The following is a 25,300-nucleotide window of genomic DNA, read 5'->3' on the forward strand; positions in this document are numbered from 1 at the left end:
GATTTGTTTTTCATTGATGAGGTGATAGAGCCTTCATTGGGGAATCATAGAGCGCTTCAATAGGGGGAATAGAAACGTATCCGTTCGTCCCATGCAATCGAAAAGAGATGATGCGAGTTATTTTTGTAAGCGTATACATGAAGTTGGATCAACGGTTGATCATTCAAGGGGGTGATGTTTCATGTAAATGGGGGCAGGGGCGGATACCGCAAGGTGCTGCTTGGCGAATGGAAAGTAGGTTTAAACACACGCTTCGTTCAGTCAGAAGGCAGTCCAATATGATTGTTCAGATAAGGAGTTGAATTCATGTTAGCCAAAAAGAAACACAAGGTACAGCGATGGGGTAGTTATAAAATTACCTTTATGCTAACGCTTGGATTATTGCTCATATTCACTGCCGTATTCCCGAATACAGTTAAAGCAACCACCAGTGTCTATACGATGACAGCTTTTACGAACACAAGCGAGTCCAACATGTACATCTATGAATCGTATAATGCGACTCACTACGGCTTGCTGAAAGGTCCGGCGTACACACCGCCTGCATCCGATCTTATTCGCGATCCCAGCATCATGAAACACACCGATGGCCTATATTATGTGGTGTACACTACAAACTGGTCAGGCAATACCATTGGCATCGCGTCCAGTCCAGACAAGATGAACTGGACTTTTGTCCGCAACATCACACTGTCCACCCCAACCCCGATCGCACATACATGGGCACCAGAATGGTTCAAGGACACAAATGGCAGTGTGAACATCATCGTTTCGCTCTCTCCCGGCAACTATGAAAACTTTAAGCCATACGTGATTACCGCATCCAGTAGCAATCTGGCATCCACATCATGGTCAGCACCGACGGTGCTTGCAGGCATTGCTCCCAATTATATTGACACCTTTGTCGTGAAAACAGGGTCCACCTATCATGCATTTACCAAGAACGAAACCACCAAATACATCGAATATGCCACAGCCAATTCCCTGACAGGACCGTATACGTTCAAAGGCACAGGAGACTGGGCCGGCTGGGGCTCGTGGGTAGAGGGACCGGCGCTGGTACAGCTGGATAACGGCTCCTGGCGCATGTATTTTGACGGATACGCAGATCACAAATATTACTACAGCGATTCTGCAGATAACTTCCAGAGCTGGAGTGCCAAACAGGAGATTGCAGGTCTGTCCGGCATGGTTCGCCATATGACAGTGCTAAGGGAAGCCGGACAACCGGGTGATATACGCAAGCTGGAATCGTTTAACGTACCGGGCAGCTTTGTTCGTCACTACAATTATCAGGCCCGTATTGATTCGAGTGTTAGTCCCGCAGAGGATGCCCAGTTTCGAATTGTACCTGGACTGTCTAACACTGCTGGCATTTCATTTGAAGCGATGAATTATCCCGGTTATTTCCTGCGCAATAATAATGGTAACATCCTGCTGGTGAAAAATGATGGCAGTGCTGCCTTCCGGGATGATGCTACATTCAAACGTGTCAATGGTTTGGCGAATGCAAGCTGGAGCTCTTACGCCTCTTTTACCAATCCGAACTTGTATCTGCGTCATTACGATAACATCCTGCGATTGCAGCCTGTCGTTACAACGCTGGATAAACAGGATGCCACTTTCCGGGAAATTGCCCAGTAGCGTCTGCCTCAAGGTTTATATCCAAATGATAAGGAGATGAACGTATGAAGTGGTTGAAACGAATGAGTGCCGTGCTGCTGAGTGGAACATTGCTGGCTGGCAGTTTGGGTTCAGGAACAGAAGTGTCGGCTGCGGGAGCATATACTGCTGCTGCTGACCCATCGAAACAATATCAGACCGTTGAAGGCTGGGGCACATCACTGGCCTGGTGGGGCAAGGTGGTAGGTGAATATTCGAACCGGGATGAGTATGTCGAAAAAATGTTTAATCCAACGACAGGGCTTGGTCTGAATATTCTGAGATACAACATTGGAGGCGGAGATAACCCGTCGTCCAACGTTCTTGAATATCGCAAAGCTGTACCCGGTTATCAGCCTTCTCCGGGCGTATACGACTGGACTGCGGATGGGAATCAGCGATATATGCTGCAAGCCGCCAAGGCGCAGGGTGTGAACATCATTGAAGCTTTTGCTAACTCGGCGCCATATTGGATGACTATTAGTGGCAGCGTCTCAGGTGCAGCGAATGGCGGTAATAACCTCAAGCCAGATTATTATGATGATTTTGCCGATTATCTGACCGAGGTGGTGAAGCATTTCCGCGATCAGTGGGGCATTGCGTTCGACACGGTGACCCCGCTGAATGAACCTGTCTCAACCTGGTGGAAGCAGGGCAATGATCAGGAGGGCATGCACTTCGACCGGGCAGAGCAGAACACCATTCTGAGTCAGGTTCAGGCGTCCCTGAATGCCAAAGGGCTGACAACGAAGCTGAGCGCACCGGAAGAATATAGTCTGGATGATACGAACGCTTCCTTTAAAAGCTACAGCAGCTCCGTGCAATCGGCGATCAGCCAGATTAACACACATACGTATGGGGGCAGCAACCGTACAGCCTTGCGAAATACGGCAACGTCTGCCGGCAAACATCTATGGACATCCGAATACGGGGATGGAGATGCAAGTGGCCTGACGATGTCACGTACGATTCTTAAGGATATGCGCAATATGGGTACAAGTGCATGGGTGTACTGGCAAGCGGTGGACAGTGCAGATGGCTGGGGATTTTTCAAAAACGTACTGAACAATACGCAAACGACCAGCTACACGGTGAATCAGAAATATTATGTCATGGGCAATTACAGTAAATTTATTCGCCCAGGCTACAAAATTATCGGCATGAGTGATGCCAATACTCTGGCGGCTTACGATGCAGCTTCCGGCAAAATCGTGCTGGTTACAACGAATTCTGAAGCAACGGATACCTCTGTAACCTATGATCTGAGCCGTTTCTCAAGTGTAGGCTCGTCTGTGCAGGTCTATCGCACGTCTGTGACGGAGAAATTGCAGCAGCTAACGAATATCCCGGTTCAGAACAAAACATTCACCACGACAGCCAAAGCAGGATCGGTAACTACTTATGTCATCTCTGGTGCATCCTACAGTGGCAGCACTGGGTATGAAGCAGGAGCGATTTATAAGCTTGTCAACCGCAACAGCGGTCTTGTACTGGATGTGAATGGTGCTTCAACCGCTGGTGGAGCAACCATCATCCAGTGGAATGACAATGGAGCAGTGAATCAGCAATGGAAGCTGGAGCCTGCGGGTAACGGATATTACAGCCTTCGTAACGTAGGCAGCGGGCTGCTGCTTGATGTCAATTCAGGCTCAACCCAGGGCGGAGCAGCGCTAATTCAATGGCAGGCTAACGGAGGGTACAACCAGCAGTGGCTGCCTATTGATGTCGGGGGATATCTGGTGCTGGCCAATCGCAACAGCGGCCTGACGGTAGATATCAATCAGGGCTCCATGACGGCAGGTGCGTCTACCATTCAGTGGGAGGATAACGGTGGAGCGAATCAGCAATGGCGTCTTGTCAAAGTAAACTAGAATGTGCAGGACAGGACAGACCGTCAAACGATAAACGACGATGACGATGTTCAAATGAAAAGTTATAAGTTATGGGTTATGAGTCAGAAATAAATGAATTGAAGGAAATCAATAAAGAGCAGTCTGCCAATCGGCAGGCTGCTTTTCCCTTAATTGAAGATTTAATCCGCATATTGTGCAGCAGATTGCTTGCAAGGTGGTGCGGATCTGGTCACGGATCTGAGGGGGATGTGTCACATGTGCATCTGTGCCTAAACCCAGAAAAAAACTGACCACCCAGGGGATGTAACTTGTGCTCATCTGAGCATGAATTATTCCTGAACCGTCTTCATTAACCTGCATGAATGAAGATAACCATACATCGGATTGACATCTTCGCACACCATCTGGTGACAATAACACTTTAAGCTCCAAAGGAGTTTCCTCATCCTTACGCATGATCCACCCCTGAATATTCTCTTCATCCAGGTCCAATTTCTGGCTTTGATCGACCTCACGTTGAATTCCGCTAATCCGGTCAACACGAAATACACGAAAATCCGCAGAGTTCTCTTCAAATGTCCATGGTGTAAAAATGATGCGCTGATACTCAATATAGGGCACTCATGACTATCTCCCCTCACCATAATGTGATGTCTTGTCCCGCGAATTGGGCTCATGTTATATTGGAGAGATGTGAGGAGATGAGAATATGAAGCTGGTGTCCTGGAACGTGAACGGACTGCGAGCGTGTGTGAATAAAGGATTTATGGATTATTATCATCAGAGCGAGGCCGATATTTTCTGTCTTCAGGAGACGAAGCTGCAGGCAGGGCAGATCGAGATGGAGCTGGGCGAAGACGTCTACCAATACTGGAATTATGCGATCAAAAAAGGATACTCCGGCACAGCTGTGTTCAGCCGCATCAAGCCGTTGTCGGTTCGCTATGGTATGGAAGAGGACAGCGAGCCGGAAGGACGAATGCTTACGCTGGAGTATGATGCATTTTATCTGATTAATGTATATACGCCCAATGCCAAGCGTGATCTGACCCGGCTGCCTTATCGTCTGGAGTGGGAGGACCGGTTCCGATCATATGTGCTGCAATTGGAGAAAACAAAGCCAGTCATCATCTGTGGTGACTTGAATGTGGCCCATCAGGAGATTGATTTGAAAAATCCGAAGCCCAATATGGGCAACTCTGGGTTTACAGATGAAGAGCGTGGCAAGATGACAGACCTGCTTGCGTCAGGTTATGTTGATAGCTTTCGCCACCTGCACCCGGATCAAACGGATGTATACAGCTGGTGGTCATACATGCCAAAGGTCAGAGAGCGGAACGTAGGCTGGCGTATTGATTATTTTCTCGTATCCCAACAGCTCGCATCCAAGGTGACTGACGCATATATTGACTGCCATGTGATGGGCAGTGATCATTGCCCGGTAGGCGTGCAGCTGCAAGGGTAAATGTAAGCAAGAATTATGTAGTGCAAACCAGTATAACCGTCTGTTTTCCTTTGGTGTTTCTGTGAAGGAAACAGACGGTTTTTGTCATCAGAGGTAGGGGAAGGGAACTAGACTTTGGTTGGGGATAGAACTGGACTCGGGATTGTTTCAAATTCGCCATTTCTTGGGTACGATTGAAGCATACATAATATTTATATATTGAGCGATTCATCCACACAGGTAGAACGATTAATGTACACGTTAACGGACAAAAGAGAAACAATTCGCTGGAAGAAGGAGGAGGGGTATGAAAAACATCAGAGTCATCACCCGATTCCTGTCTATCCTTGCGATAAGCTGCCTGTTATCCTTAACTGTGTTATCCGTATCAGCCCTTTGGATTCAACATACCGTAGATGCTGTACCTGCAGTAAGGCAGACATTGGGACTCGACTAAACAAAGGAGGGATGTGTAAGCTGCATACAGAAGCAAGCTTCTGATGTAACCACTTGACTTGTGAAATGACAACCTGAAACAACGAGAAGGAGTGATATTTAATGGTGAAAAAGAAAACATATGTATTGGCTTGCGCTGCGCTGGTTATGATGGTGGCATTAAGTGCTTGCAGCAGTTCTGCTGATCAGCCTAAAACTGAATCCGAAAAGGTGAATACGGAGGCCACATCTGGAACAGCGGAGCCAGCTGTCACAGATAATACAGATGAAACGGCGACGGATACGGAAGCTGCATCTACTCCTGCTGCTTCAGAAGCTTCAACGGATGCAGGTCAAACCGTTGCGGCGGAAGATATGCCGGAGCACTTGCCTAAGGATTTCCCTTTACCAGAAGATGCCAAGGTTACGACAGCTACTTCTACAGAGAATGATGGAAAGAAATCCGCGATTCTGATCTTTACCACTGAGCAGGACATGAAGACGATATCCAAGCTCTATAAGGATTATTTTACAAGCAAGAAACTGACAGATTCAGGACAAATAATAGATGAAAAAAATATCATTATTCAGGGCACTGAGCCCGATCAGAAGCATAGCTGGTCTCTAATTGGCGGTGCGATGGCAAGTAAGCAAGGAGTTATCGAACTGACCTTGACATGGTCGGAGTCGTAAGATACCGCGTCGTTAAGAGTAAGAAAATGTTATAAGTGTGATTCGAACATAAATCCAGACAGAATCTTTATACAGGCTATTGTTTTTTTATCCACACCTTGCATGGGGCGGCTTTAACGCGGCACCGCTGCAAGGTATTTTTTATTTACATCTGGAAACCTGACAAGTTACATGGTATGTTATATCCTTAGATAGACTTATAGACAAAAGATTCAGACAGGGAGAGGATTAAACATGATTAAAGTTGGTATCGTAGGTTACGGGAATCTGGGAAAAGGTGTGGAAAAAGCGATTACCCAGAATGATGATCTGGAACTGGTTGCTATATTTACACGTCGTAATCCCGAGCAAATGGTGGCTGAAGGTACAGAAGCCCGCTTTGAGCACATCTCTGCGGCGGAGCAGTACATAGGCAAAATTGATGTCATGATTCTGTGCGGGGGTTCTGCAACGGATTTGCCGGAGCAGACGCCTGTTATCGCTAAATTGTTCAACACTGTAGACAGCTTTGATACTCACGCGAAAATTCCTGAGTTCTACGAAGTCGTTAACACAGCAGCTGAGCAAGGTGGACATGTAAGCGTGATCTCCACAGGCTGGGACCCAGGGTTGTTCTCCATGAATCGTCTGCTGGCCCAATCCATTCTGCCTGAAGGCAAAGAATATACATTTTGGGGAAAAGGCGTAAGCCAAGGCCACTCGGATGCGATTCGTCGTGTTCCGGGTGTAAAAGCGGGCGTACAATACACGGTACCCGTAGAAGAAGTAATTGACCGTATCCGTTCAGGAGAAACACCAGAGCTGTCCACACGCGAGAAACATCTGCGTCAATGTTATGTGGTGGCGGAGGAAGGTGCGAACCAGGATGAAATTCGTGCAACGATTGTGAATATGCCGAACTATTTCTCAGACTACGATACGACCGTTACCTTCATCAGTGAAGAAGAACTGAAATCCGAGCATGCAGGCATGCCGCACGGTGGCTTTGTTATTCGTAGCGGAGTTACAGGCAACGGGCAGAAACAAATTATTGAATTCGGCCTGAAGCTGGATAGCAACCCGGAATTCACAGCCAGTGTACTTGTGGCCTATGCCCGGGCAGCACAGCGTTTGAGCCAGGAAGGACATAAAGGGGCCAAGACCGTATTTGATATTCCACTGGGCCATTTGTCTCCAAAATCGGCTGCAGACCTTCGCCGTGACCTGCTGTAGTATTCATGTATAGTATTCTTATTATTGAAAAAAAGCTCGCCCTTCTACGAGAGGGCGAGCTTTTTGGCACTCTATTTGTTTAACGCCAGTGGGAGGGTGTCTGCAGATGTTCAGGCAGCCGTGTAGCAGTGTCTCCCTTCGCTGCATTGAGCTGAGCCTGTGTCAGGAAGATTGCGCCGCGAAGATCGGCTCCACCGAGCTCTGTATCCCGCAGGTCTGCTCCAATCCAATCCGCGTTCCGAGCATCGGCATGACGCAGGTTAGCGGCGATCATAAGCGCGCCCCGGAAGCTGGCACCTCGCAGATCGGCACCCTGAAGATTGGCTCCTAGGAAGTCCATACCCCTGTGTTTTTTGGTCTTGGACTTCTTGGAAGCAGACGTAGCTGCCGGAGCGCTTCCCCGTACCCGCTCACTCGCCTGAATCAACAGGGCGTTCACGTTTGCGCGATGACTTGTAATATCTAACTGCAGCAAGGCTGCTGGCTCAAGCTCACTCAAGCGTGCTACGTCTGGATAGATTTCATCCAGAGCAGTATGCAGCGAAGACGTATCTGGCCGCATCAAGACCTCTCTCATATAACTGATCAGCTCATGAATCTGACGCAGAACAGGCAGACAGTCAAACATCTCCCGCGCCGATTGAGGGTGGGTTCGCCAGCTTCTGCCTGCATACGTCACCTGTGACAGCTTCTGGCCCGCACCAAAGCAATCATAGACGGTACAGCCCTTGAAGCCTTTCTGGCGAAGCTGGGTATGGATACCGCAGCGATCATCCTCACGCAGATTGGGACAGGGCGTGCCACTGGCCTTGTCAAAAGCAAAATCGGAAGATTTTCCATAAGGCAAGGCGACACAGCAGAGCCCGAAACACTGCTCACAGTCTGCTTGCAGATGAGGGTTCTCGCTGCCAATGAATGATACGTTAGACAAAATACACACTTCCTTATCAGAATAAAAGCAAATTTAATTCATATTCAGGAATATCATAAGGTCACTAACACTTTACCATTGTCAGATATTCACTTCAATTGAAAAGAGAGATTAATCTTCTCCCATTTCTAATGACAATGCGAAGCGTAACTATGATAGAATACGAACTGCATATGGAGGTGTTAGAAGGTGGACAGAATAAAAGTGCGTCAGGCTGTTCAAGCGGACACGGAGCAACTGGCGGATTTACGAGCTTTGGTGCTGCGTGAGGATTTGACACGTTTGGGCCGATATGACGAGATCAGGGTCAGGGAGCGTTTTCGCAACACGTTCCACCCGGAGCATACACACATTTTGGAACAGGAAGGCATCTTGATGGGCTGTGTGGCGTTAAAACCGGTAGAAGGGGGGCTTTTGCTAGAGCACTTCTATATTCATCCGAAGTATCAGGGCAAGTCCTTGGGTACGAAGGTGCTTAATCTGCTGCTGGAACAGGAAGAGGTCAGGGGAAAGGGTATAACGCTGAATGTGCTACAAGGAAGTCCTGCACAGCGCTTGTATGAACGTTTCGGATTTATCGTAGATCATGAGGATGAAGTAGATGTGTTCATGACCCGAAATAACTGAATGATCAGAGTTCATTGCATATTGGAGTACTGGCTAAGATAAAAAAGCCTTCCCTTTAAACGATAGCCTGGAGAAGCTACGGAACGAAGGAAAGGCTTTTTTGGATTTATTTCGTAACAATGCGCAGCAGAGTAACTTACACGACACCCTGAGCGATCATTGAATCAGCGACCTTGAGGAAGCCTGCAATATTTGCACCAGCCAAAAGGTTGCCCTCGCAGCCGTATTCTTCGGCAGCTTCGACACAGCTCTTGTAGATGTTTTTCATAATGTCGTGAAGCTTGGCGTCAACTTCTTCAAATGTCCAGGACAACCGCATGCTGTTCTGTGACATTTCAAGAGCAGACACGGCAACGCCACCTGCATTTGCCGCTTTGGCAGGACCAAACAGTACGCCAGCACCAAGGAATACATCAATCGCAGCCAGAGTAGAAGGCATGTTGGCACCTTCACCAATCGCTTTAACGCCGCCTTTGACCAAAAGGGCCGCAGCGTGTTCATCAATTTCGTTCTGAGTGGCACATGGAAGAGCGATGTCACAAGGAATGGACCAGATGCCTTCAAAGCCTTCAGTATATGTAGCGTGCGGGTGTTCTTTGACGTATTCGCTAATCCGCAGACGCTCCACTTCTTTCAGGCGTTTCACTGTATCCAGATTGATACCTTGCGGATCATGAATGTAACCACCGGAATCGCTGCATGCTACGACGCGAGCACCAAGCTCCTGTGCCTTCTGAATGGCATAGATGGATACGTTGCCGGAACCGGAGACAACCACGGTGCTGTCCTTGAAGCTGAGCCCCTTGGAGGCGAGCATTTCGTTAACGAAGTATACACAGCCATAGCCCGTTGCTTCTTTACGTGCGAGACTTCCGCCATAGAGCAGGCCTTTGCCTGTAAGTACACCGGCTTCATGCCCTCCGCGAATACGTTTGTATTGACCGAACATGTAACCGATTTCCCGTGCGCCTACACCAATATCGCCTGCTGGTACGTCTGCGTCGGGACCGATGTATTTGTACAGCTCTGTCATGAAACTTTGCGTGAAACGCATCACTTCCTGATCCGATTTACCTTTGGGATCGAAGTCAGAACCGCCTTTGCCCCCACCGATCGGCAGACCAGTCAATGCGTTTTTGAAAATTTGTTCAAAGCCCAAAAATTTAATAATGCCAGAGTATACCGAAGGGTGGAAACGAAGCCCGCCTTTGTATGGGCCAATGGCGCTGTTAAATTGTACCCGGAATCCGCGATTCACCTGTACCTTGCCCTGGTCATCTACCCATGGTACACGGAACGTGATTACCCGTTCTGGCTCAACAAGCTGCTCTAACAGACTATGATTTCTGTATTTGGGATGTGCCTCAATGACGGGGATCAGTGAATCCAGGATTTCTTTGACAGCCTGATGAAATTCGCTCTCGTTCGGATTTCTTGCGATGACCGATTCATAAACGGAATGAACATACGCTGCGGCAGTAGTAGCTTGAGAAGTTGAAGTTTCTTTTGTAATCGTGGACACTTTTTCAATGCACTCCTTTATCGTGTTAAAGTCAGCAGATACCTATTTGTATAAATTGCATAAAAGTTTGTAGTTAAATATACAGGAAAGAAAATAAAAATACGAGATGAAAATCCATAAAATGTTTTTTATGAGCCAATTAAAATGTTCTATGGATCTATCATAGTATGTAATGAATATCGTGAAAAGGTGGATAATAGTCCCAGGTTATAGAATAAAACGCCAAGTTAGCGGAATAGATTGGATTAATAATTTCATTTTGGTAAGATGGTAAGGAGGGCTCACAAGTGGGGCCCTTTTATTATAAGAAGGAGGACAACAGGATGATGAAGAGTAACAACAAGCGAATCAACGTGGAGAACAAGGCGTGCATAGGAGGTGAAATCTACTATGAACCGTAGAAATCCACTTGACAACCGCAGAGAAAAGCTGGTAAGTCAGCTGTTGACCCTGGGCGAAGAGAAAAGGACATTTCTTGACGCTTATTTTGACGTGCATAATCCTGAGCGTGTGCAGTTGGATAAGCAACTGATGGCATATACAGAGCGGGTGGAGCAGCTGCTTGCCGGGCCGGATGAACGGTTGGGTTCTGTTGTGCTGATTGGCAGCCGAATTGAACTCGAATATGTTGATTTTCATACATCAGATACGTTAATGATCGTTATGCCAGAGGAAGCAGACCCGGATGAGGGGCATATTTCATTTCTTTCTCCTGTGGGGCGTCAACTGCTGCTCGGAGAGAAGGGCGAAATTCGCTCCATTTATACCCCTTCGGGTTCCATGAGGATACGTGTTGCCAATATTGGATGGGCTTCGGAACAAAACTCGGAGCAGGTGCAGCATCCTGAGCAACTGGATGAACCGGATGCCAACTCTCTGCATGGCTCATCCCGGGGAGGTGCAGACCATGCATTTTAAAGAAACGGATCTGCCAGGTATTGGGCGCAAGTACTGGCTTCATACCCGCAGCGGGGAGCATCTTGTCATTGTGGTGCATAATGATGAGCGTCGCGATCTGTTCCACATGGAGTCAGGAGAGCATGCGGAAGAGCTTGGAGATATGGTATCTCTTGTAACTCTTGACGATGATGAAGCGAGAGCAGTGGCGGCTATTGTTGGTGGTATGACGTATAAACCCCAGTTCCAGAATGAACGGGAAGTCATGCTGGAAGGACTGCTCATTGAGTGGCTTCGCATCGAACCTCATGCTGCTTGTGTGGGGAAGACCATTGGGGAGCTGAATATTCGGCAGGTGACGGGTGTGGCTATTCTGGCTGCGGTTGACAAGGAGAAGGAAAAACAATTTAATCCAGGGCCGGAGTACGTTTTTACGAGTGGCGCAACAATTGTTGTCGCAGGTGAACGTGAACAGCTCAAGCAGCTCAAACAATGGTTGACCGATGGGCGGATGTAGCGTATGGATATGCTCATATTCGAAGTGGGGGTTGCCGTTGCGCTGATTACACTTACGGGATTAATATCTGCACGACTACGATTTTCGGTTATTCCATTTTACATTCTGGTTGGTATGGCCGTTGGACCGCATGCACCACAGTTTGGCATTGTGGATTTACGATTTATCGAAAGCTCGTCTTTTATTGAATTTATGGGCAGGCTGGGTATTTTATTTTTATTATTCTATTTGGGCCTGGAGTTCTCGGTCTCCCGGTTGTTAAAATCGGGGAAGGCGATTCTCACGGGTGGCATATTCTATGTCGGCTTGAATTTTGTATCAGGACTGCTGCTGGGCTGGTTTATGAATCTGCCCCTTCAGGAAACGATGGTTGTGTGCGGTATTATGACGAGTTCTTCAACCGCTATCGTAGCCAAGGTGCTCGTAGATCTGAAACGAACGGCTAATCCCGAGACTGAAATTATTATGGGTATGATTATGTTTGATGACTTGTTCATTGCGATTCACATCTCCATTCTGACTGGACTTGTGCTTAGCGGGGCGACTTCACTGGGAAGTGTGCTGCTGGTATCGCTGTCTGCTTTGCTGTTTATTGTGCTGTTCCTGATTATCGGCAGGAAGAGTATTAAATATATAGATAAGGCGCTGAATATCAAGTCATCGGAGTTATTTCTGCTGACCATCATGACACTGCTTTTCCTGGTGGCTGGTTTCTCGGAGACTCTACATGTAGCTGAGGCCATCGGGGCGCTAATGATTGGACTTGTGCTTGGTGAATCCAGACATGTCAGCCGGATTGAGCAGCAGATTATGCCGTTTAAAGACTTTTTTGGTGCCCTGTTTTTCTTCAGTTTTGGCCTCACAATTGATCCATCCTCCCTTGGTGGAGCAGTAGGCATGACCTTGATTGCGGTTGTTCTGACCATTGTGAGCAACTTTGGTGCAGGCATGATTGCAGGGAAAATGGCTGGAGTCTCGACCAAGGCATCATTAAATGTCGGCTTCACACTGGTATCCCGCGGAGAGTTCTCGATCATCATGGCTAACATCGGTAAAGCTGGAGGGCTCATGGCTTCCATTCAATCCTTTGCGGTATTATATGTGCTTATTCTCGCTGTACTTGGGCCAATTCTGACCAAAGAATCTCCTAAGCTCTACGCGCGTTATGAACGAATGAGAAATCGCACCAAACAAAAGGAAGCAGGATAAGTAAGATCGGCGTCACACTTGACTGGAAAGATAGATATCTTCCAAGTGTGGCGCTTTTTTTATTGTGCTTGAAAGCGGGACTTTCGATGTGATTTTGCAGAAAGGGATTTAAAAATTTTAAAATATATGTAAAATTATGCTATCAGATGTCTTTTGCTAACAGAATTCGAAGGAATAAGGAGGAATGACCATGAGCAAGAAAAGTAAATTCCAACGCCTCAGATGGTCAGCCACAGGTCTGCTGCTCGGTCTCGTCTTTTTTGCTCTCCCCGCATCTGCTGCCTGGAATGATACATATCAAGGATATGCCACGTACACAGGCTCCGGGTACTCAGGTGGTGCTGTGCTGCTTGACCCGATTCCGGCGAACATGAAGATTACCGCACTCAATCCATACCAACTCAATTATAATGGGGTCAAAGCTGCTTTGGCTGGAGCTTACCTGGAAGTGCAGGGACCCAAAGGGAAAACCGTAGTCTATGTAACGGATCTTTACCCGGAAGGAGCCAGCGGGGCATTAGACCTTTCGCCTAATGCGTTTAACCAGATCGGTGATCCCCAGGCAGGTAAAATTGATATTAGCTGGAAGGTAGTCAAAGCTCCGATTGAAGGGAATGTGTCTTATCGGATCAAGGAAGGTAGCAGTCAGTGGTGGGCAGCCATTCAGGTTCGCCATCATAAGTATCCAGTGCTGAAGTTTGAAGTGAAGCAGAAGGATGGCACATGGCTTAATCTCGAAAAACAGGATTATAACCATTTCCTTGGTACCGGGCTGGGTAAGGAGGCATTGAGCATTCAGATCACCGATATTCGGGGTCAAGTTCTGTATGATACCATTCCGGCCCTGCCAAACGATGGATCAGGCGGTGCATACATCGTACCGGGGAACGTGCAGTTCCCGGATTAATTGATATATGTTATAAAAAGAAGCATGTCATAGACTCGCCGTAACACAAAGTCGTACATGGTACGGCTTTTTTTTATGTGTGATATCATTGATTTGGGTGAGTGTAAGGAAACGGAGAATAACCATGAGGAAGCGTTTGCCATCATATCAGACAACACACTTGTATTCGAAGCAGTATCAGGCTTTGATTTTTGTTATTGCAACGTGATGAGGATTTTTGTTATTGCAACATGATGAAGGTTCACCAATGTGTAACATTGCGATATAATTGGGGAAATTGTTTCCATTCTGCATATGAGGTGAAACGGATGACTAATGAACTCATTCAAGCCATTCAGCTGTTAAAAGAAAAGAAGTGGGTAGACTTGACCCATACCTTCGGTCCGGCATCTCCGCACTTCTCGGCGTTTGATGCTGCGCAGTTTGATACGCTGTTTAACCATGATCAAGGCTTCTTCGCTCAGAGCTTCAAGTTCCCTGGTCAGTACGGCACTCATATGGATGCCCCGATTCATTTTGTACGTGATACGCGTTATCTGGATGAGCTGGGACTCAAAGAACTTGTGCTGCCGCTGGTGGTGATTGATCAGTCTGCTGCCGTGAAGAGCAACCCTGATTTTACCTTGGAAGTCGATCATATCATTGAATTCGAAAGAGAACACGGCAAGATTGAAGCAGGCAGCTTCGTAGCCCTGCGGACGGACTGGAGCAAGCGCTGGCCGAGCCATGAAGACTTTGACAATAAGGATGCTGACGGGAACTGCCATGCACCGGGATGGTCTGTTGCTGCACTGACTTTCCTGTTTGAAGAACGGAACATTAAAGCAATCGGACACGAAACGTTTGATACGGACGCTGCTGTAGATTATCAAAAGAATGGGGCTCTTCTGGCCGAGTATTATGTGCTTGCTCAGGATACATATCAGGTAGAACTGTTAACGAATCTGGATCAGGTCCCTGCCAAAGGTGCTGTCATCTTTAACATTGTACCCAAAGCGGAGAAAGCATCCGGGTTTCCAGTGCGTTCATTTGCCATTTTGCCCTAATCATCTATATATACTTAAATATATGTAGTAAATCCGGGGAGGCTTATCGAGCCTCCTATTTGTTTATAATCTATTGCTTGTGACTTGATGAGGAATCCGGGCTAAATCGTTCAGAAATACTCTTCCTGATCTTTCGCCGTCGCAACCAGCGTTTAAATACCCCTTCTTCTTTGCGTTCCTGCAATGTTTCCTTCAAGCCTTGAATCATGAACTCGGATCGGCGTCTGTCGTCGCGGCTAATTCTACGCAATTCTTTAATAAATTTGTCATCCATCGCATTGTGCCTCGCTCATTTAGTGTATATAAACATTATACCGAACATACGTTCTTTTATCAAGTTTTACCTTCTCATGATCAGCGAATTTCAATTCGTGAAATGGAGCACAGGAAGAGTGTTGCGTTTGTGAGAAAATGGTCTCACAAACGTAACTTATCCAGATCGTAACCTGGATGCCTGCTGTACAGCGTATGTACTTTAAATCCATTTCCAATAAAACCGGACTCTGAAGATTTGGTGTTTTTGAATAGTTTGCATAGTATAAATACAGAAGGCTGCCACCAGGATCGGAAGAAGATCCATGGGTGACAGCCTTTTAACAGTAAGGATTATTTGGACGCGTTATACTTGCTCAGGAATTCCTTCACTTTGGCCGGATCAGCCTTGAGTTCATTCCCGGTTTGTACGAGCGGGCTAACAGTGGAGTAAGCCTTGATCTTGTTGTTTTTGTAGAATTGCAGAATCTCATCCTGATTAATGGAATACAGCACGGCTTTTCTCAGATCACTGCTCTTGGACACTTCACGGTTAGCCGTATTAAACAGCAGATAGGATACGGCATTGCTTGGAATGCTCTGCAGCTGCAATTTGCTGTCACTCTGGATGATGTCATATTTCGTTTCAGGCACGCCGTAGTACAGGTGAATTTCACTGCTGCGAAGGGCAGACAGGGCGCTGTCGGCATCTGCGATGAAACGCATGTTTACTTGATCAATCTTCGGTGCGAAGTCTGAGCCTTTACGGTATCCCGGATTTTTCAGGAAGACACCTTCATAGTCATTTTTATAAGAAAGAATGTAAGGGCCGCTGGTATACAGCGTGTTGTTGTAGCTTGCACCTTCGGTTACGGTGTTCTGATCGCCATAAGGGATATCCTTGTTTACATCGAAGGATGCGACGTCATACGTATTGATGCTTTCCACTTGTTTCTTGGATACGATACCAGCGGATTGGTGCGCCAGATAATTCAGCACTTGCGGGAACGGCTCAGTGGTAGTCACCTTAACGACCTGATATTTTCCAGCACCGTTATTCGCCTGAGTTTTATCGCTCACCAGCTCCTTGATGTCGCTATCCAGGCCTTTATTCAGCGCTTCGAGAACAGTTCCGCTGCCCCCGGATTGTTTCACTGATTCCAGTGCGCTCAGATCTGTTACGAGTTCTGCCTGCTTGATATGCTCATGCAGACTGTATGTGCGGTGATCCGGCACGGAATCTTTATTTTTGGCACGGTCAAGCGAGAAGATCACGTCATCTGCGCCTACACGCTCACCTGTATCGACGGCTTTTTTGTTCTCGATTTTGGCAAAATTGATGTCGTCACGAAGCACAAAATAATACTCGGAATTACCATCTGCAATCGTAAAATTACGTGAGAGTGATCCATCAGGTGTCAGCTGATCATCATCGGTCAGATTCACCAGACGTACATACATGTTTGTATTGATCTGGTTGATCGAACCGTCGTTTCCTTTGATCGGATCAAGGGAAGTCAGCACGGATGCAGCCTGTGTCAGAATCAAAGGGTCTTTACTGTTTTTGGAGCTGTCCTTGAATTCAATCGGCTCCCAAGCCAGTGCACGAGATTTGGACAAGCGAACGGTATCCACATTCAGAATATTCTTGTTTACAGCCTGACTTTTCAGAGAGATATAGAGTGGGGCAATGTATGCCTGATCCGTAACCAAACGATCCTCCAGCTGCTTATACGTTTCTTTGTATTCGTCCGGTGTCTGTGTTGCGGCCTGATCAATCAGCTTGTCAATCTCTTGATCCGCAAGGATGCTGTAATCCCCGCCTGTTTTGAAAAGAGAGCGAACCGCATAGTCTGGATTGCCCGTTACCGTTGTCCAGCTGGACACGGCGATATCATAGTTTCCGGCGTCCTGCTGAGATTTGAAGCTGCCGTAATCCGGCTGCAGATTCAGCTTCACATTGAAGCCGTTCTTGGTCAGCTGGTCACGGATGATGTTGACATCATTCTCGGAAGAACTCATAGCGAGCAGTTCGATGTCTACTGATTTTGGTGCAGTCTCCGTAGTATCGGAAGGTTTGTTCTCCTCCTGGGATTCGGTCTTTGTTTTCACATTGCAGCCGGAGATCACAAGCACAAGAATGAGCAGCAAGGCGACAAGTGTACGTTTTTTCATGAAATTACCCTCCATTATGTTTATAGATGTGATGTATGATTTTTTTTTTGAACTATTTCATTTACACAAAAAACGGAGAGGACAGAAAAAACCTGGAAAAGCGGAGCGGTCGCCTTTATCACCGGATTTTCCCCTTTAGAAAGGGGAATCAAAAAAATCTGGGGATAACAGCGATTGGAAGGTTATTCTGTCATCGGAGTGTCCCGTGTAAATTACTTTTTTAGTTCAACTGAATAAATTTATCGTCACGCCTTCTCCAGCTTGGGATCAAGTGCATCCCGTAATCCGTCACCGAGAAAGTTAAACGAAAGCACAAGCAGAATAATTGCCAGCCCGGGGTAGATCGCCAGATATGAATGAGTCTCCAGATAGGTGCTACCCAGCTTCAGAATGTTGCCCCATTCGGGAATGTGCGGCTCTACACCAAGTCCAAGGTAACTCAAGCTGCTGGTTGCAATGACGGCCCCTCCAATCGTGAGTGTGGATTTGATAATCATCGGTGCCAGTGCATTGGGAATGATATGTTTGAAAATAATCGTACGATTGCTATACCCTAGGGCACGCGCCGCTTCGACAAACTCAAATGTGGATACATAAAGCACACTGGCCCGCATCGTTCGTGCATACGTAGGAATGGAGCCCAGACTCAGCGCGATAATCAGATTCACCGTGTTTGCACCGAAAGCGGCAATGATCGCGATGGCGAGCAGAATGCCCGGTATGGCATACAGAATATCCAGCAGGCGCATGATGATGTTATCCGTATGTCTTCCATAGAATCCCGAGAAGGCCCCCAGTGCTCCGCCAATTACAACCGGAATCAGTGTTGACATAAAACCGACGATCAAGGATATCCGGGCCCCGAAGACGATTCTTGAAAACAAACATCGGCCGAAGTCATCCGTTCCCAGCGGATAAGCCAGAGAAGGCGGCTGAAGCAGAGCTCCATAGTTGTTTTCTACAGCCATGCTGTAGTCAAACGTAAAGAAGCTGCAGATCGAGATCGAGAACAGGAAGATGATGAAAAAAAGTCCTGACATTGCTGTCATATTCGGAGCAAGGCGCTCCCACAGATCATTCCAGAAATTTGTTCCCTGTTTTCCTTGTCTGCGCAACCGACGAAGGATAGATATGCCAAGCAGCAGAGCGAACAGATTGCCTGTAATCACGCTAATGATCATCACCAAACCTACAACCGTCATCCAGCGAGGGAGAGGTGAAGCCGCATCATACCGGGATAGGAGGATCAGCACGATCAGATCAATAACAAGGATACATAAGAGCACCGCCATGGACGGCAGAAAGGTATCGGCAACATAAGGCTTGAACACATTGAGTGCCGATACACCGATCACAAACAGCTGGGTTAGCAGCGTATATACGGCAAACGTATATTCAATGCTTTTCCGTTTCCGGATCAAATGCAGAGCCGCAGTGACGATAAAGATATTGCCTGTAAAAGCGGCCAGCGTTTGCACCCAGGCCAGCCTGCGTGTCAAAGGTGTTACCGTGCCATGCTGTATCAGGTTTTGTCTGATTAGAAGGACCAGCAGACCTTGCATCAGCGTGAAGAACAGATATACGCCAGTCATTCCGGCTAATACAGGCTGGAGGGTCTGCTCGCTCCAGTCATAACTGTTGATTAACAGCAGCAGGGTCAACAGCCCCGAAGTAATCCATGCAAAGCTTGCCTGACTGTATTCTTGTGAGGACTTGAGCCGGAAGCGTTTTTCCTGTGTGAAGGAGCCTGATTTTTTCATAGTACACCTGCTTTAATATTGTTTCATTTTGGAGCGGACCCTTGGATCAATAAACGCGTAAAACAGGTCAACCACAACATTCACAATAGAGATGGTGATCGCTGTGTAGATAACTCCGCCCATAATACTCGGAATATCAGGAATGAATTGTTTATCTACAATGTAACTGCCTAGTCCGCTAATGTTGAATACCTTTTCCGTTACTGCTGCCCCGCCCAGCATAGCTCCGAATTGAAGCCCTACGACTGTAATAATCGGAATCAAAGCGTTGCGCACGGCGTGTCTCAGCATGACCTGACGTTCGCTTAATCCTTTGGCCCGAGCGGTCATGACGTAATCCTCATGAATGACCTCCAGCGTGGAGGAGCGTGTCATTCGGGCCACGGCAGCCGTGAGTCCTGTACCAAGCACGATGACCGGCATAATCATGGACAGCCAGTTCTGCGGATTAAAGGTGGCGGGAAGCCATTGCATTTTAATCGAGAAATTCAGGATGAAGATGAGTCCCTGCCAGAAGTTCGGGATGGATAATCCGATCAGGGCGATGAACATAAACGTGTAGTCAAACCAGGAATTGGGCCTGATCGCCGATATAATTCCGATAGGTAGAGCGATAACCAGTGCCAGCAGCAGCGATATCACGGCGAGAGTCAGTGTAATGGGAAACTTTCGGGCAATCGTGGCTGTTACGTTCTCGTTTCCCGCAAAAGATTTGCCGAGATCAAACATGGCGACACCCTTGATATTGTTCCACAGCTGAGTCAGATAAGGCTGATCCAGACCATACACATGATTAAACGCTGCAATCTGCTCCTGAGTCGCTGTTACACCAAGAATGTTGGCTGCCGGGTTAAACGGAGACAGGTACAAAATTGTGAATACAAGTGTTGCCACACCCAGAATGACAAAGATTGTCATGAGCACTCTTTCAAATATGTACTTGAGATACGCATTACCGTATAGAAACAGGATGAGGTACATCAGACAACCTGGAAGGATAGATAAAATCATGAACCAGGGTTTCGCAAGCAACTGACCGAATGTATCTTGCATTTCAAGGCGGTATCGTCCTTGTTTTTCAAGTTCACGCGCCGTTCGTTCCTGTAGCTCCTTCTCAAACGTTTCCTCAAGCCAGTTGCGGAGCTGCTGGTCGAACGAGGCTTCACTGACCTCCTGCTTGAAGAACCGATGTTTTCTTCTTAATTGCTCTTCAAGCTCCAGACGCTTGCTCTCAAGGTAGGAGGTGCTTCGCAGCTCTTGTTCGACCTGCTGCCGGACCGTTCCCCATTCATCCTGCTTGCGATCAGAGCGCCAGATCAGATAAACGATCAGGTTTATCGGTAAACCCAGAAGCAGCAGTACATAGCGATAAACGGGATGAAGCAGCATTTTGCCATAAATGAAGCTCAGATGTGTTGCCAAACGTGAGGTGCTTCGGCTATTTACTCCAGCAGTCAAACGGTAATACCTCCTTTCGCCGAAGATTAATTGCATTATTCCGATCAATATAGTATATATTATGGAGAGGCTGTTTAAATGTCAAGGTGTGGAATTGTATACATATAAAATGATGGAACGGGTATGAAAGGAATGGTGTAGACGTGGAACCTTTGCTGCAAGTGAATGATTTGTCGGTCTCTTTTTACACGGGAGAGAGTGAATTTCAGGCGGTCAAGCGGGTTAGCTTCGAACTGCAGAAAGGCGAAACGTTAGGCATCGTCGGGGAATCGGGCAGTGGTAAAAGTGTAACCGCACGTTCTATTATGAGACTGCTCGCCTCACCTCCCTCACAGATGAAGTCGGGTGAAATTTGGTTTAAAGGTGTGGATCTTGCCGGGAAAACACAAAAGGAAATGGAACATATTCGCGGCCGGGACATCGGCATGATCTTTCAAGATCCGATGAGTTCGCTTAATCCGACCATTAAAGTGGGACAACAAATCTCGGAGAGTCTGATCAAACATCAGAAGCTGTCCAAAAGGGAAGCCAAAAAGCAGGCCATTGCCATGATGGAGCGGGTGGGCATCAAACAAAGTGCGATACGCTACAACCAATATCCCCATGAATTTTCCGGGGGGATGCGTCAGCGGGTGATGATTGGTATTGCTCTTGCATGTCGTCCTGAACTGCTGATTGCCGATGAACCGACAACGGCTCTGGATGTAACGATTCAGGCTCAAATTCTGAACCTGATGAAGGATATGCAGGACCAGCTGGGCACATCCATTATTCTCATTACACATGATCTGGGTGTCGTTGCGGGGATGTGTGACCGTGTTGTCGTGATGAAAGAAGGAGAGATCGTCGAGTCTGGAACTACGGAGGAAATCTTTGCGAATCCGAAGCATCCGTATACGATCCGTTTGCTGAACGCATTACCACGTTTGGACGAGAAGAAAAAGCCGAAACCGGCTTCTCTGGTTCAACAAGATGTACATGACGACCAGCCGTTGCTGGAAGTCAGATCGCTTAAACAACATTTTAATCTCGGCAAGGGCAATACGTTAAAAGCCGTGAACGATATCAGCTTTCATATCCGTCAAGGGGAGACTCTTGGCGTTGTGGGGGAGTCGGGCAGCGGCAAATCAACCACGGGGCGGGCAATTTTACGTTTACATGAGCCAACGGGCGGTGACGTGTTGTTCAAGGGCATCCCATTACAGCGACTCACACCTGCCGAGATGAAAACAATGCGAAGACATATGCAAATTATTTTTCAGGACCCGTATGCTTCTCTTAATCCCAAAATGAGAATTATAGATATCATCGGTGAGGCCCTCGATATTCATCAGCTTGCGGGCAATGCCGAACAGCGGGAAAAAAGGGTTGAGGAACTGCTAGAGATGGTGGGCCTCGATCCATCCCATGCACAGCGATATCCGCATGAGTTCTCGGGTGGACAGCGTCAACGAATCGGTATTGCCAGAGCTCTGGCCGTTGAGCCGGAGTTTATTGTTTGCGACGAGCCGTTGTCGGCACTGGATGTCTCGATCCAGGCACAGATTGTGCAGTTGCTCGAAGAGCTGCAGCAGCGTCTGGGATTAACCTATCTGTTTATCGCACATGATCTCTCGATGGTGAAACATATCAGTGATCGGGTCGCTGTCATGTATAACGGCAAAATTGTAGAGCTGGCCGAAAGTGAAGAACTATACAACAATCCGCAACATCCGTATACCCAGGCGTTGCTGTCGGCTATCCCGGTTCCTGATCCTGCTGTGGAGAAGAATAAGCCTCGTGTCGCTACGGGTGAGCAAGACAAGGAAGGTGTAGACACAGGAGACCGATATCATCTGGAGCAATCCCGATGGGTTGAGGTGAAGGAAGGACATTGGGTGGCTATGTCAGGTTAAGTGGTTGTTTCATGTGGAAAACAAAGAGCCTCGGCATGATCTGTACAGATCACTCACCGAGTTTTTTTGTTTTATTTGAATTGAATCGACTTTTTGATGGTGTCGATCTCTGTTTTTGTTTGTTCATCGAGGTAAGTGAAAATAAAGTTAAATGCATACCCCCCAATGATGGTGCTGTAGTAATCCTGGGTAAGGGTCGTGCCATTGCCTGCATCCATCGTAATCTGCATTAGATCCATCTTTTTGCCGCCGATGGTCTCCGTTGTGAAATCTTTGTATTCATAAGGGAAGTTGCTTTCTTCCATAAACCTCTTCGTGGCTTTCAAGTAGTCTTTCCCTGTAAAAATACCTTGCAATAAGTTGACTTTTTCGGCAATAGCCATCGCGGAAGGACCGGCCTTACTTCCATCCAGCGGGTATTGTGATGCCATAAGCAGATTCAGTGTTTTGGCTTGAGACAGCTCGATCTGTTTTTTCTTTTTCTCATCGTTACCTGCAATGTCATCGGAAGCGGCGTTAGTTAGCTTGTTCATGCCTTGCACATCCTCATACTCCCATGATTCCGGGAATTTCAACGATACGCCGAAATAATCATTGGTGTATGAGCCCTTCTGAGTTGTGCCCAGCTCTACTTTGGATGTATCATCGGATGCTTTGTTATTTTCGCTGGATGTGTCGGTGCTGTCTGTACCAGCTTCGTCGGTTTTGTGCATATCATCGGTTTGGGATGCAGCATTATCGGTGCCTGCAGTTGTCGTTTCTGCTGTAGTGGACTCATTGGATTTTGCCGTGTTATCTGCTTTGTTTCCGCAAGCAACGGCAACAAGCATCATCATAATGAGCATGGCGAGTAAAGCGTTTTTTTTGATCATAGACATAAGACCCTCCTGAGATGATGTGTGTGCGTTCTCTCTTTGTATAATGTGCTTTAAGCTTTGATGACAGTTCTCTCCTATAAATAAGACAATGGATGAGTTCTTGAAACAGCAATTGAGCCGGATTGCGAACCGATTATTTTGGAGAATGAACCGGCTGAAGCTTATGGATATGTTGGTTATCCAATCGTTTTGATCACGTTGCCTTCTTGATCCTTAATCTGTGTTGGCACAATTTCGATCTGAAGCTTATCCAGTGAAGGGAGCTCAAAGGAACAAGCGTGCGGACGGAGCTGACCTGTTAGTTCATCGACCGCCTGCTGATTGACAATCAGCCTCACTTCTCGCTCTGTTTCCATGATAGACGGCTGGTCACCGGCTTCAAAGATGATATTGACGTCAGTTCCGATCAGGGACAAGGTCGCTTTTTTGGCGATTCGACTGCGGAGAATGCTGCATAGAAGTGTAGCCTGCTGGGCGCCCAACACAAGCTTGGCGGGGATATTTTTCTGTAACAGTTTTTTGCGTGCAGGTTCCCAGCCTAGCTGTTGTATGAATAAAATGGCTGTGCTTGAACCGTCCAATGCAATGCCACGTTCAGTCGCCTGGATCACGGAAGGAATATCTGCGCAAGAGTTTCTCATCAAATCGGTGACATACTTGGGCATATAGCTTTCACAAGCGGCCAGAAAACCGCGGGTATTCCAGCTCTGGATCATCTCAAGTTCCCTGCACGTTATGCCAACCATTTGAATGAACTGCACTGCACCGTTAGGGGTCATCTGTTCAGGTAAGTCCGGGTCTTCTACGAAGGCAAGTGCAGTCAGCAGTGTATCGGAGTTAAGACAGATGGGGCCATTCGCATCCAGATAATCGCCAGGCTGGAACAGATTACCGCTGCTGAACACATAACGTCCCATGTTCTGTAGCAGATTTAGTGCCCATGCCGGGGGCTGCGTTTCATCCGCTGCGCGTGTCAGGCGAAACGTCAGCTCAAATCCATATCCGCTGCGTGACGCATCCTCGGCCTCTTTGTCATAGAGCTCCGAAAAGCCATACGTAACAAAATGCCAGTGCGGCATGGGGGTATCGACCGCGTAGGCGCTGATGCCATCCAAGGGATCGGGTCCGCCAAGCATATAGGGAATGGCAGTGCCGTAATGCTGAGGCTCTTGTTCTCCGTATAATTGTTGCAATGCCTGATCAATTGCATCCCAGCCGGATGTATTTTCTTCATGTGACATAATCATTCCATTCCTCCCTGATTGTTCTTTGGCCTGAAGATTATTTAAAATTAAGTGTAATCGTTACAATAATGGTTGCAAGGAGCTTTAGGCTGAATTATGTGAGATAGGACCAGCGGGGCACATCTCCTAGGAAAGGCAGGAATGTTACATGAGTATGAAAGATACTTATTCATCTGCATTTATACAGGAGCACTGGGACTCCTTCATCCGTCTGTTTGACGAATGGTATACCCGAGTACCGAATGAATGGAAAGCAGACGCGCGATTAAAAGGAATTCCAGATGATATAAGCAAGGTGCTTTTGTGTGAAATGGAGGACTATGTGTTCAAGTGGATGGACAAAAAGGTTCCGGCTCTGGGGGACCAAAGTCCTGCAAGTTATTTGGAAACGCTCGAAGGAGGTAACGCGCTTAGGGTAGCAATTATGCAAATGCCACGTTAATATTGGTTGTTAGATGAGGCTGAGTGAGACCTGAATCGACTTGTTTTGGTGAATTTGATTTTACAAAATAAATGTGTTACGCTTACATCACAAGAGCAAAACAACAGAATATGTTATAACATCTTTTGATGGATTGTAACTGTGAAGACAGGCAAAACCTAAACTGATGGTGAAATGAAGGCCCTTTTTTTCTGGTGCCATTTTACCCTGAGTTTAGGTTTTTCTTGTTTTCTGCTCTGTT

22 protein-coding genes are annotated in these 25,300 nt (G+C 47.2%); 14 read left to right on the forward strand and 8 right to left on the reverse strand.

The annotated features are described in order from the left end of the window. Positions 1-306 precede the first annotated feature (306 nt). Together DFQ00_RS10285 and DFQ00_RS10290 are read left to right on the forward strand one after the other, a co-directional pair. On the forward strand, positions 307-1,644 hold the full coding sequence (locus DFQ00_RS10285) for a glycoside hydrolase family 43 protein (protein ID WP_110896388.1): 1,338 nt from the start codon (positions 307-309) through the stop codon (positions 1,642-1,644). A gap of 44 nt (positions 1,645-1,688) precedes the next feature. Next, entirely contained in the window at positions 1,689-3,533 is a 1,845-nt protein-coding gene (locus DFQ00_RS10290) for an RICIN domain-containing protein (RefSeq protein ID WP_110896389.1), read from the forward strand. A 108-nt stretch (positions 3,534-3,641) separates the two neighbouring features. Here the strand turns inward: DFQ00_RS10290 and DFQ00_RS10295 are convergent, their stop codons facing one another. Further along, positions 3,642-4,136, reverse strand: coding sequence for a WYL domain-containing protein (locus DFQ00_RS10295; RefSeq protein WP_110896390.1), 495 nt, complete (start codon positions 4,134-4,136; stop codon positions 3,642-3,644). An 88-nt stretch (positions 4,137-4,224) separates the two neighbouring features. Here DFQ00_RS10295 and DFQ00_RS10300 point away from each other — a divergent pair, with 88 nt between their 5' ends. The 4 genes from DFQ00_RS10300 to DFQ00_RS10310 all read left to right on the forward strand — a co-directional run bounded on the left by DFQ00_RS10300 (position 4,225) and on the right by DFQ00_RS10310 (position 7,299). Further along, on the forward strand, positions 4,225-4,980 hold the full coding sequence (locus DFQ00_RS10300; protein WP_110896391.1) for an exodeoxyribonuclease III: 756 nt from the start codon (positions 4,225-4,227) through the stop codon (positions 4,978-4,980). A gap of 286 nt (positions 4,981-5,266) precedes the next feature. Then, positions 5,267-5,416, forward strand: a complete 150-nt coding sequence (locus DFQ00_RS29125; RefSeq protein ID WP_167433657.1) for a hypothetical protein — start codon at positions 5,267-5,269, stop codon at positions 5,414-5,416. Between the two features lie 101 nt (positions 5,417-5,517). Further along, a complete protein-coding gene (locus tag DFQ00_RS10305; protein WP_110896392.1) occupies positions 5,518-6,087 on the forward strand; it encodes a hypothetical protein in 570 nt (189 codons plus the stop codon). A 234-nt stretch (positions 6,088-6,321) separates the two neighbouring features. Further along, a complete protein-coding gene (locus DFQ00_RS10310) occupies positions 6,322-7,299 on the forward strand; it encodes a diaminopimelate dehydrogenase (protein WP_110896393.1) in 978 nt (325 codons plus the stop codon). A 79-nt stretch (positions 7,300-7,378) separates the two neighbouring features. Here DFQ00_RS10310 and DFQ00_RS10315 read toward each other — a convergent pair whose 3' ends face one another. Next, the gene (locus tag DFQ00_RS10315; protein ID WP_110896394.1) at positions 7,379-8,230 is read right to left on the reverse strand and encodes a pentapeptide repeat-containing protein; all 852 of its coding nucleotides are present in this window, start codon (positions 8,228-8,230) and stop codon (positions 7,379-7,381) included. A 189-nt stretch (positions 8,231-8,419) separates the two neighbouring features. On the opposite strand from DFQ00_RS10315, the gene DFQ00_RS10320 reads away from it, so the two are divergent. Beyond that, the gene (locus DFQ00_RS10320; RefSeq protein ID WP_110896395.1) at positions 8,420-8,857 is read left to right on the forward strand and encodes a GNAT family N-acetyltransferase; all 438 of its coding nucleotides are present in this window, start codon (positions 8,420-8,422) and stop codon (positions 8,855-8,857) included. Positions 8,858-8,993: 136 nt separating this feature from the next. Here DFQ00_RS10320 and gdhA read toward each other — a convergent pair whose 3' ends face one another. Then, positions 8,994-10,379, reverse strand: coding sequence for an NADP-specific glutamate dehydrogenase (gdhA, locus tag DFQ00_RS10325; RefSeq protein WP_174812146.1), 1,386 nt, complete (start codon positions 10,377-10,379; stop codon positions 8,994-8,996). Positions 10,380-10,769: 390 nt separating this feature from the next. Here gdhA and DFQ00_RS10330 point away from each other — a divergent pair, with 390 nt between their 5' ends. The 5 genes from DFQ00_RS10330 to DFQ00_RS10350 all read left to right on the forward strand — a co-directional run bounded on the left by DFQ00_RS10330 (position 10,770) and on the right by DFQ00_RS10350 (position 14,955). Then, positions 10,770-11,297, forward strand: coding sequence for a GreA/GreB family elongation factor (locus DFQ00_RS10330; protein ID WP_110896396.1), 528 nt, complete (start codon positions 10,770-10,772; stop codon positions 11,295-11,297). Further along, positions 11,287-11,793 (forward strand): cation:proton antiporter regulatory subunit, encoded by a 507-nt coding sequence (locus DFQ00_RS10335; RefSeq protein ID WP_110896397.1) that lies wholly within the window; start codon positions 11,287-11,289, stop codon positions 11,791-11,793. Before DFQ00_RS10330 ends, DFQ00_RS10335 begins: the two co-directional genes overlap by 11 nt. A 3-nt stretch (positions 11,794-11,796) precedes the next feature. After that, a complete protein-coding gene (locus tag DFQ00_RS10340; protein WP_110896398.1) occupies positions 11,797-13,002 on the forward strand; it encodes a cation:proton antiporter in 1,206 nt (401 codons plus the stop codon). 190 nt (positions 13,003-13,192) lie between these two features. After that, positions 13,193-13,909 (forward strand): expansin EXLX1 family cellulose-binding protein, encoded by a 717-nt coding sequence (locus DFQ00_RS10345; protein ID WP_110896399.1) that lies wholly within the window; start codon positions 13,193-13,195, stop codon positions 13,907-13,909. A 308-nt stretch (positions 13,910-14,217) separates the two neighbouring features. Next, positions 14,218-14,955, forward strand: a complete 738-nt coding sequence (locus DFQ00_RS10350) for a cyclase family protein (RefSeq protein ID WP_110896400.1) — start codon at positions 14,218-14,220, stop codon at positions 14,953-14,955. 606 nt (positions 14,956-15,561) lie between these two features. On the opposite strand, the gene DFQ00_RS10360 is transcribed toward DFQ00_RS10350, so the two are convergent. The 3 genes from DFQ00_RS10360 to DFQ00_RS10370 form a co-directional block, all read right to left on the reverse strand. Continuing rightward, positions 15,562-17,382 carry an ABC transporter substrate-binding protein gene (locus DFQ00_RS10360; protein ID WP_110896402.1) on the reverse strand — a complete coding sequence of 607 codons (1,821 nt, stop codon included), beginning with the start codon at positions 17,380-17,382 and terminating at the stop codon, positions 15,562-15,564. Between the two features lie 245 nt (positions 17,383-17,627). Beyond that, a complete protein-coding gene (locus tag DFQ00_RS10365) occupies positions 17,628-19,142 on the reverse strand; it encodes an ABC transporter permease (RefSeq protein WP_110896403.1) in 1,515 nt (504 codons plus the stop codon). A 12-nt stretch (positions 19,143-19,154) separates the two neighbouring features. Next, positions 19,155-20,531 carry an ABC transporter permease gene (locus DFQ00_RS10370; protein WP_244213790.1) on the reverse strand — a complete coding sequence of 459 codons (1,377 nt, stop codon included), beginning with the start codon at positions 20,529-20,531 and terminating at the stop codon, positions 19,155-19,157. Positions 20,532-20,743: 212 nt separating this feature from the next. Here DFQ00_RS10370 and DFQ00_RS10375 point away from each other — a divergent pair, with 212 nt between their 5' ends. Continuing rightward, the gene (locus DFQ00_RS10375; protein ID WP_110896405.1) at positions 20,744-22,495 is read left to right on the forward strand and encodes an ABC transporter ATP-binding protein; all 1,752 of its coding nucleotides are present in this window, start codon (positions 20,744-20,746) and stop codon (positions 22,493-22,495) included. Between the two features lie 71 nt (positions 22,496-22,566). Here the strand turns inward: DFQ00_RS10375 and DFQ00_RS10380 are convergent, their stop codons facing one another. Both DFQ00_RS10380 and DFQ00_RS10385 read right to left on the reverse strand, forming a co-directional pair. After that, positions 22,567-23,367 (reverse strand): hypothetical protein, encoded by an 801-nt coding sequence (locus DFQ00_RS10380; RefSeq protein WP_244213768.1) that lies wholly within the window; start codon positions 23,365-23,367, stop codon positions 22,567-22,569. A 182-nt stretch (positions 23,368-23,549) separates the two neighbouring features. Beyond that, on the reverse strand, positions 23,550-24,614 hold the full coding sequence (locus DFQ00_RS10385) for a suppressor of fused domain protein (RefSeq protein WP_110896558.1): 1,065 nt from the start codon (positions 24,612-24,614) through the stop codon (positions 23,550-23,552). Positions 24,615-24,765: 151 nt separating this feature from the next. Here DFQ00_RS10385 and DFQ00_RS10390 point away from each other — a divergent pair, with 151 nt between their 5' ends. After that, positions 24,766-25,059 carry an antitoxin Xre/MbcA/ParS toxin-binding domain-containing protein gene (locus DFQ00_RS10390; protein WP_110896407.1) on the forward strand — a complete coding sequence of 98 codons (294 nt, stop codon included), beginning with the start codon at positions 24,766-24,768 and terminating at the stop codon, positions 25,057-25,059. Positions 25,060-25,300: the final 241 nt, after the last annotated feature.

Origin of the sequence: Paenibacillus barcinonensis (genome assembly GCF_003217495.1) — a bacterium.
In the GTDB taxonomy this organism is placed as follows: domain Bacteria; phylum Bacillota; class Bacilli; order Paenibacillales; family Paenibacillaceae; genus Paenibacillus; species Paenibacillus barcinonensis.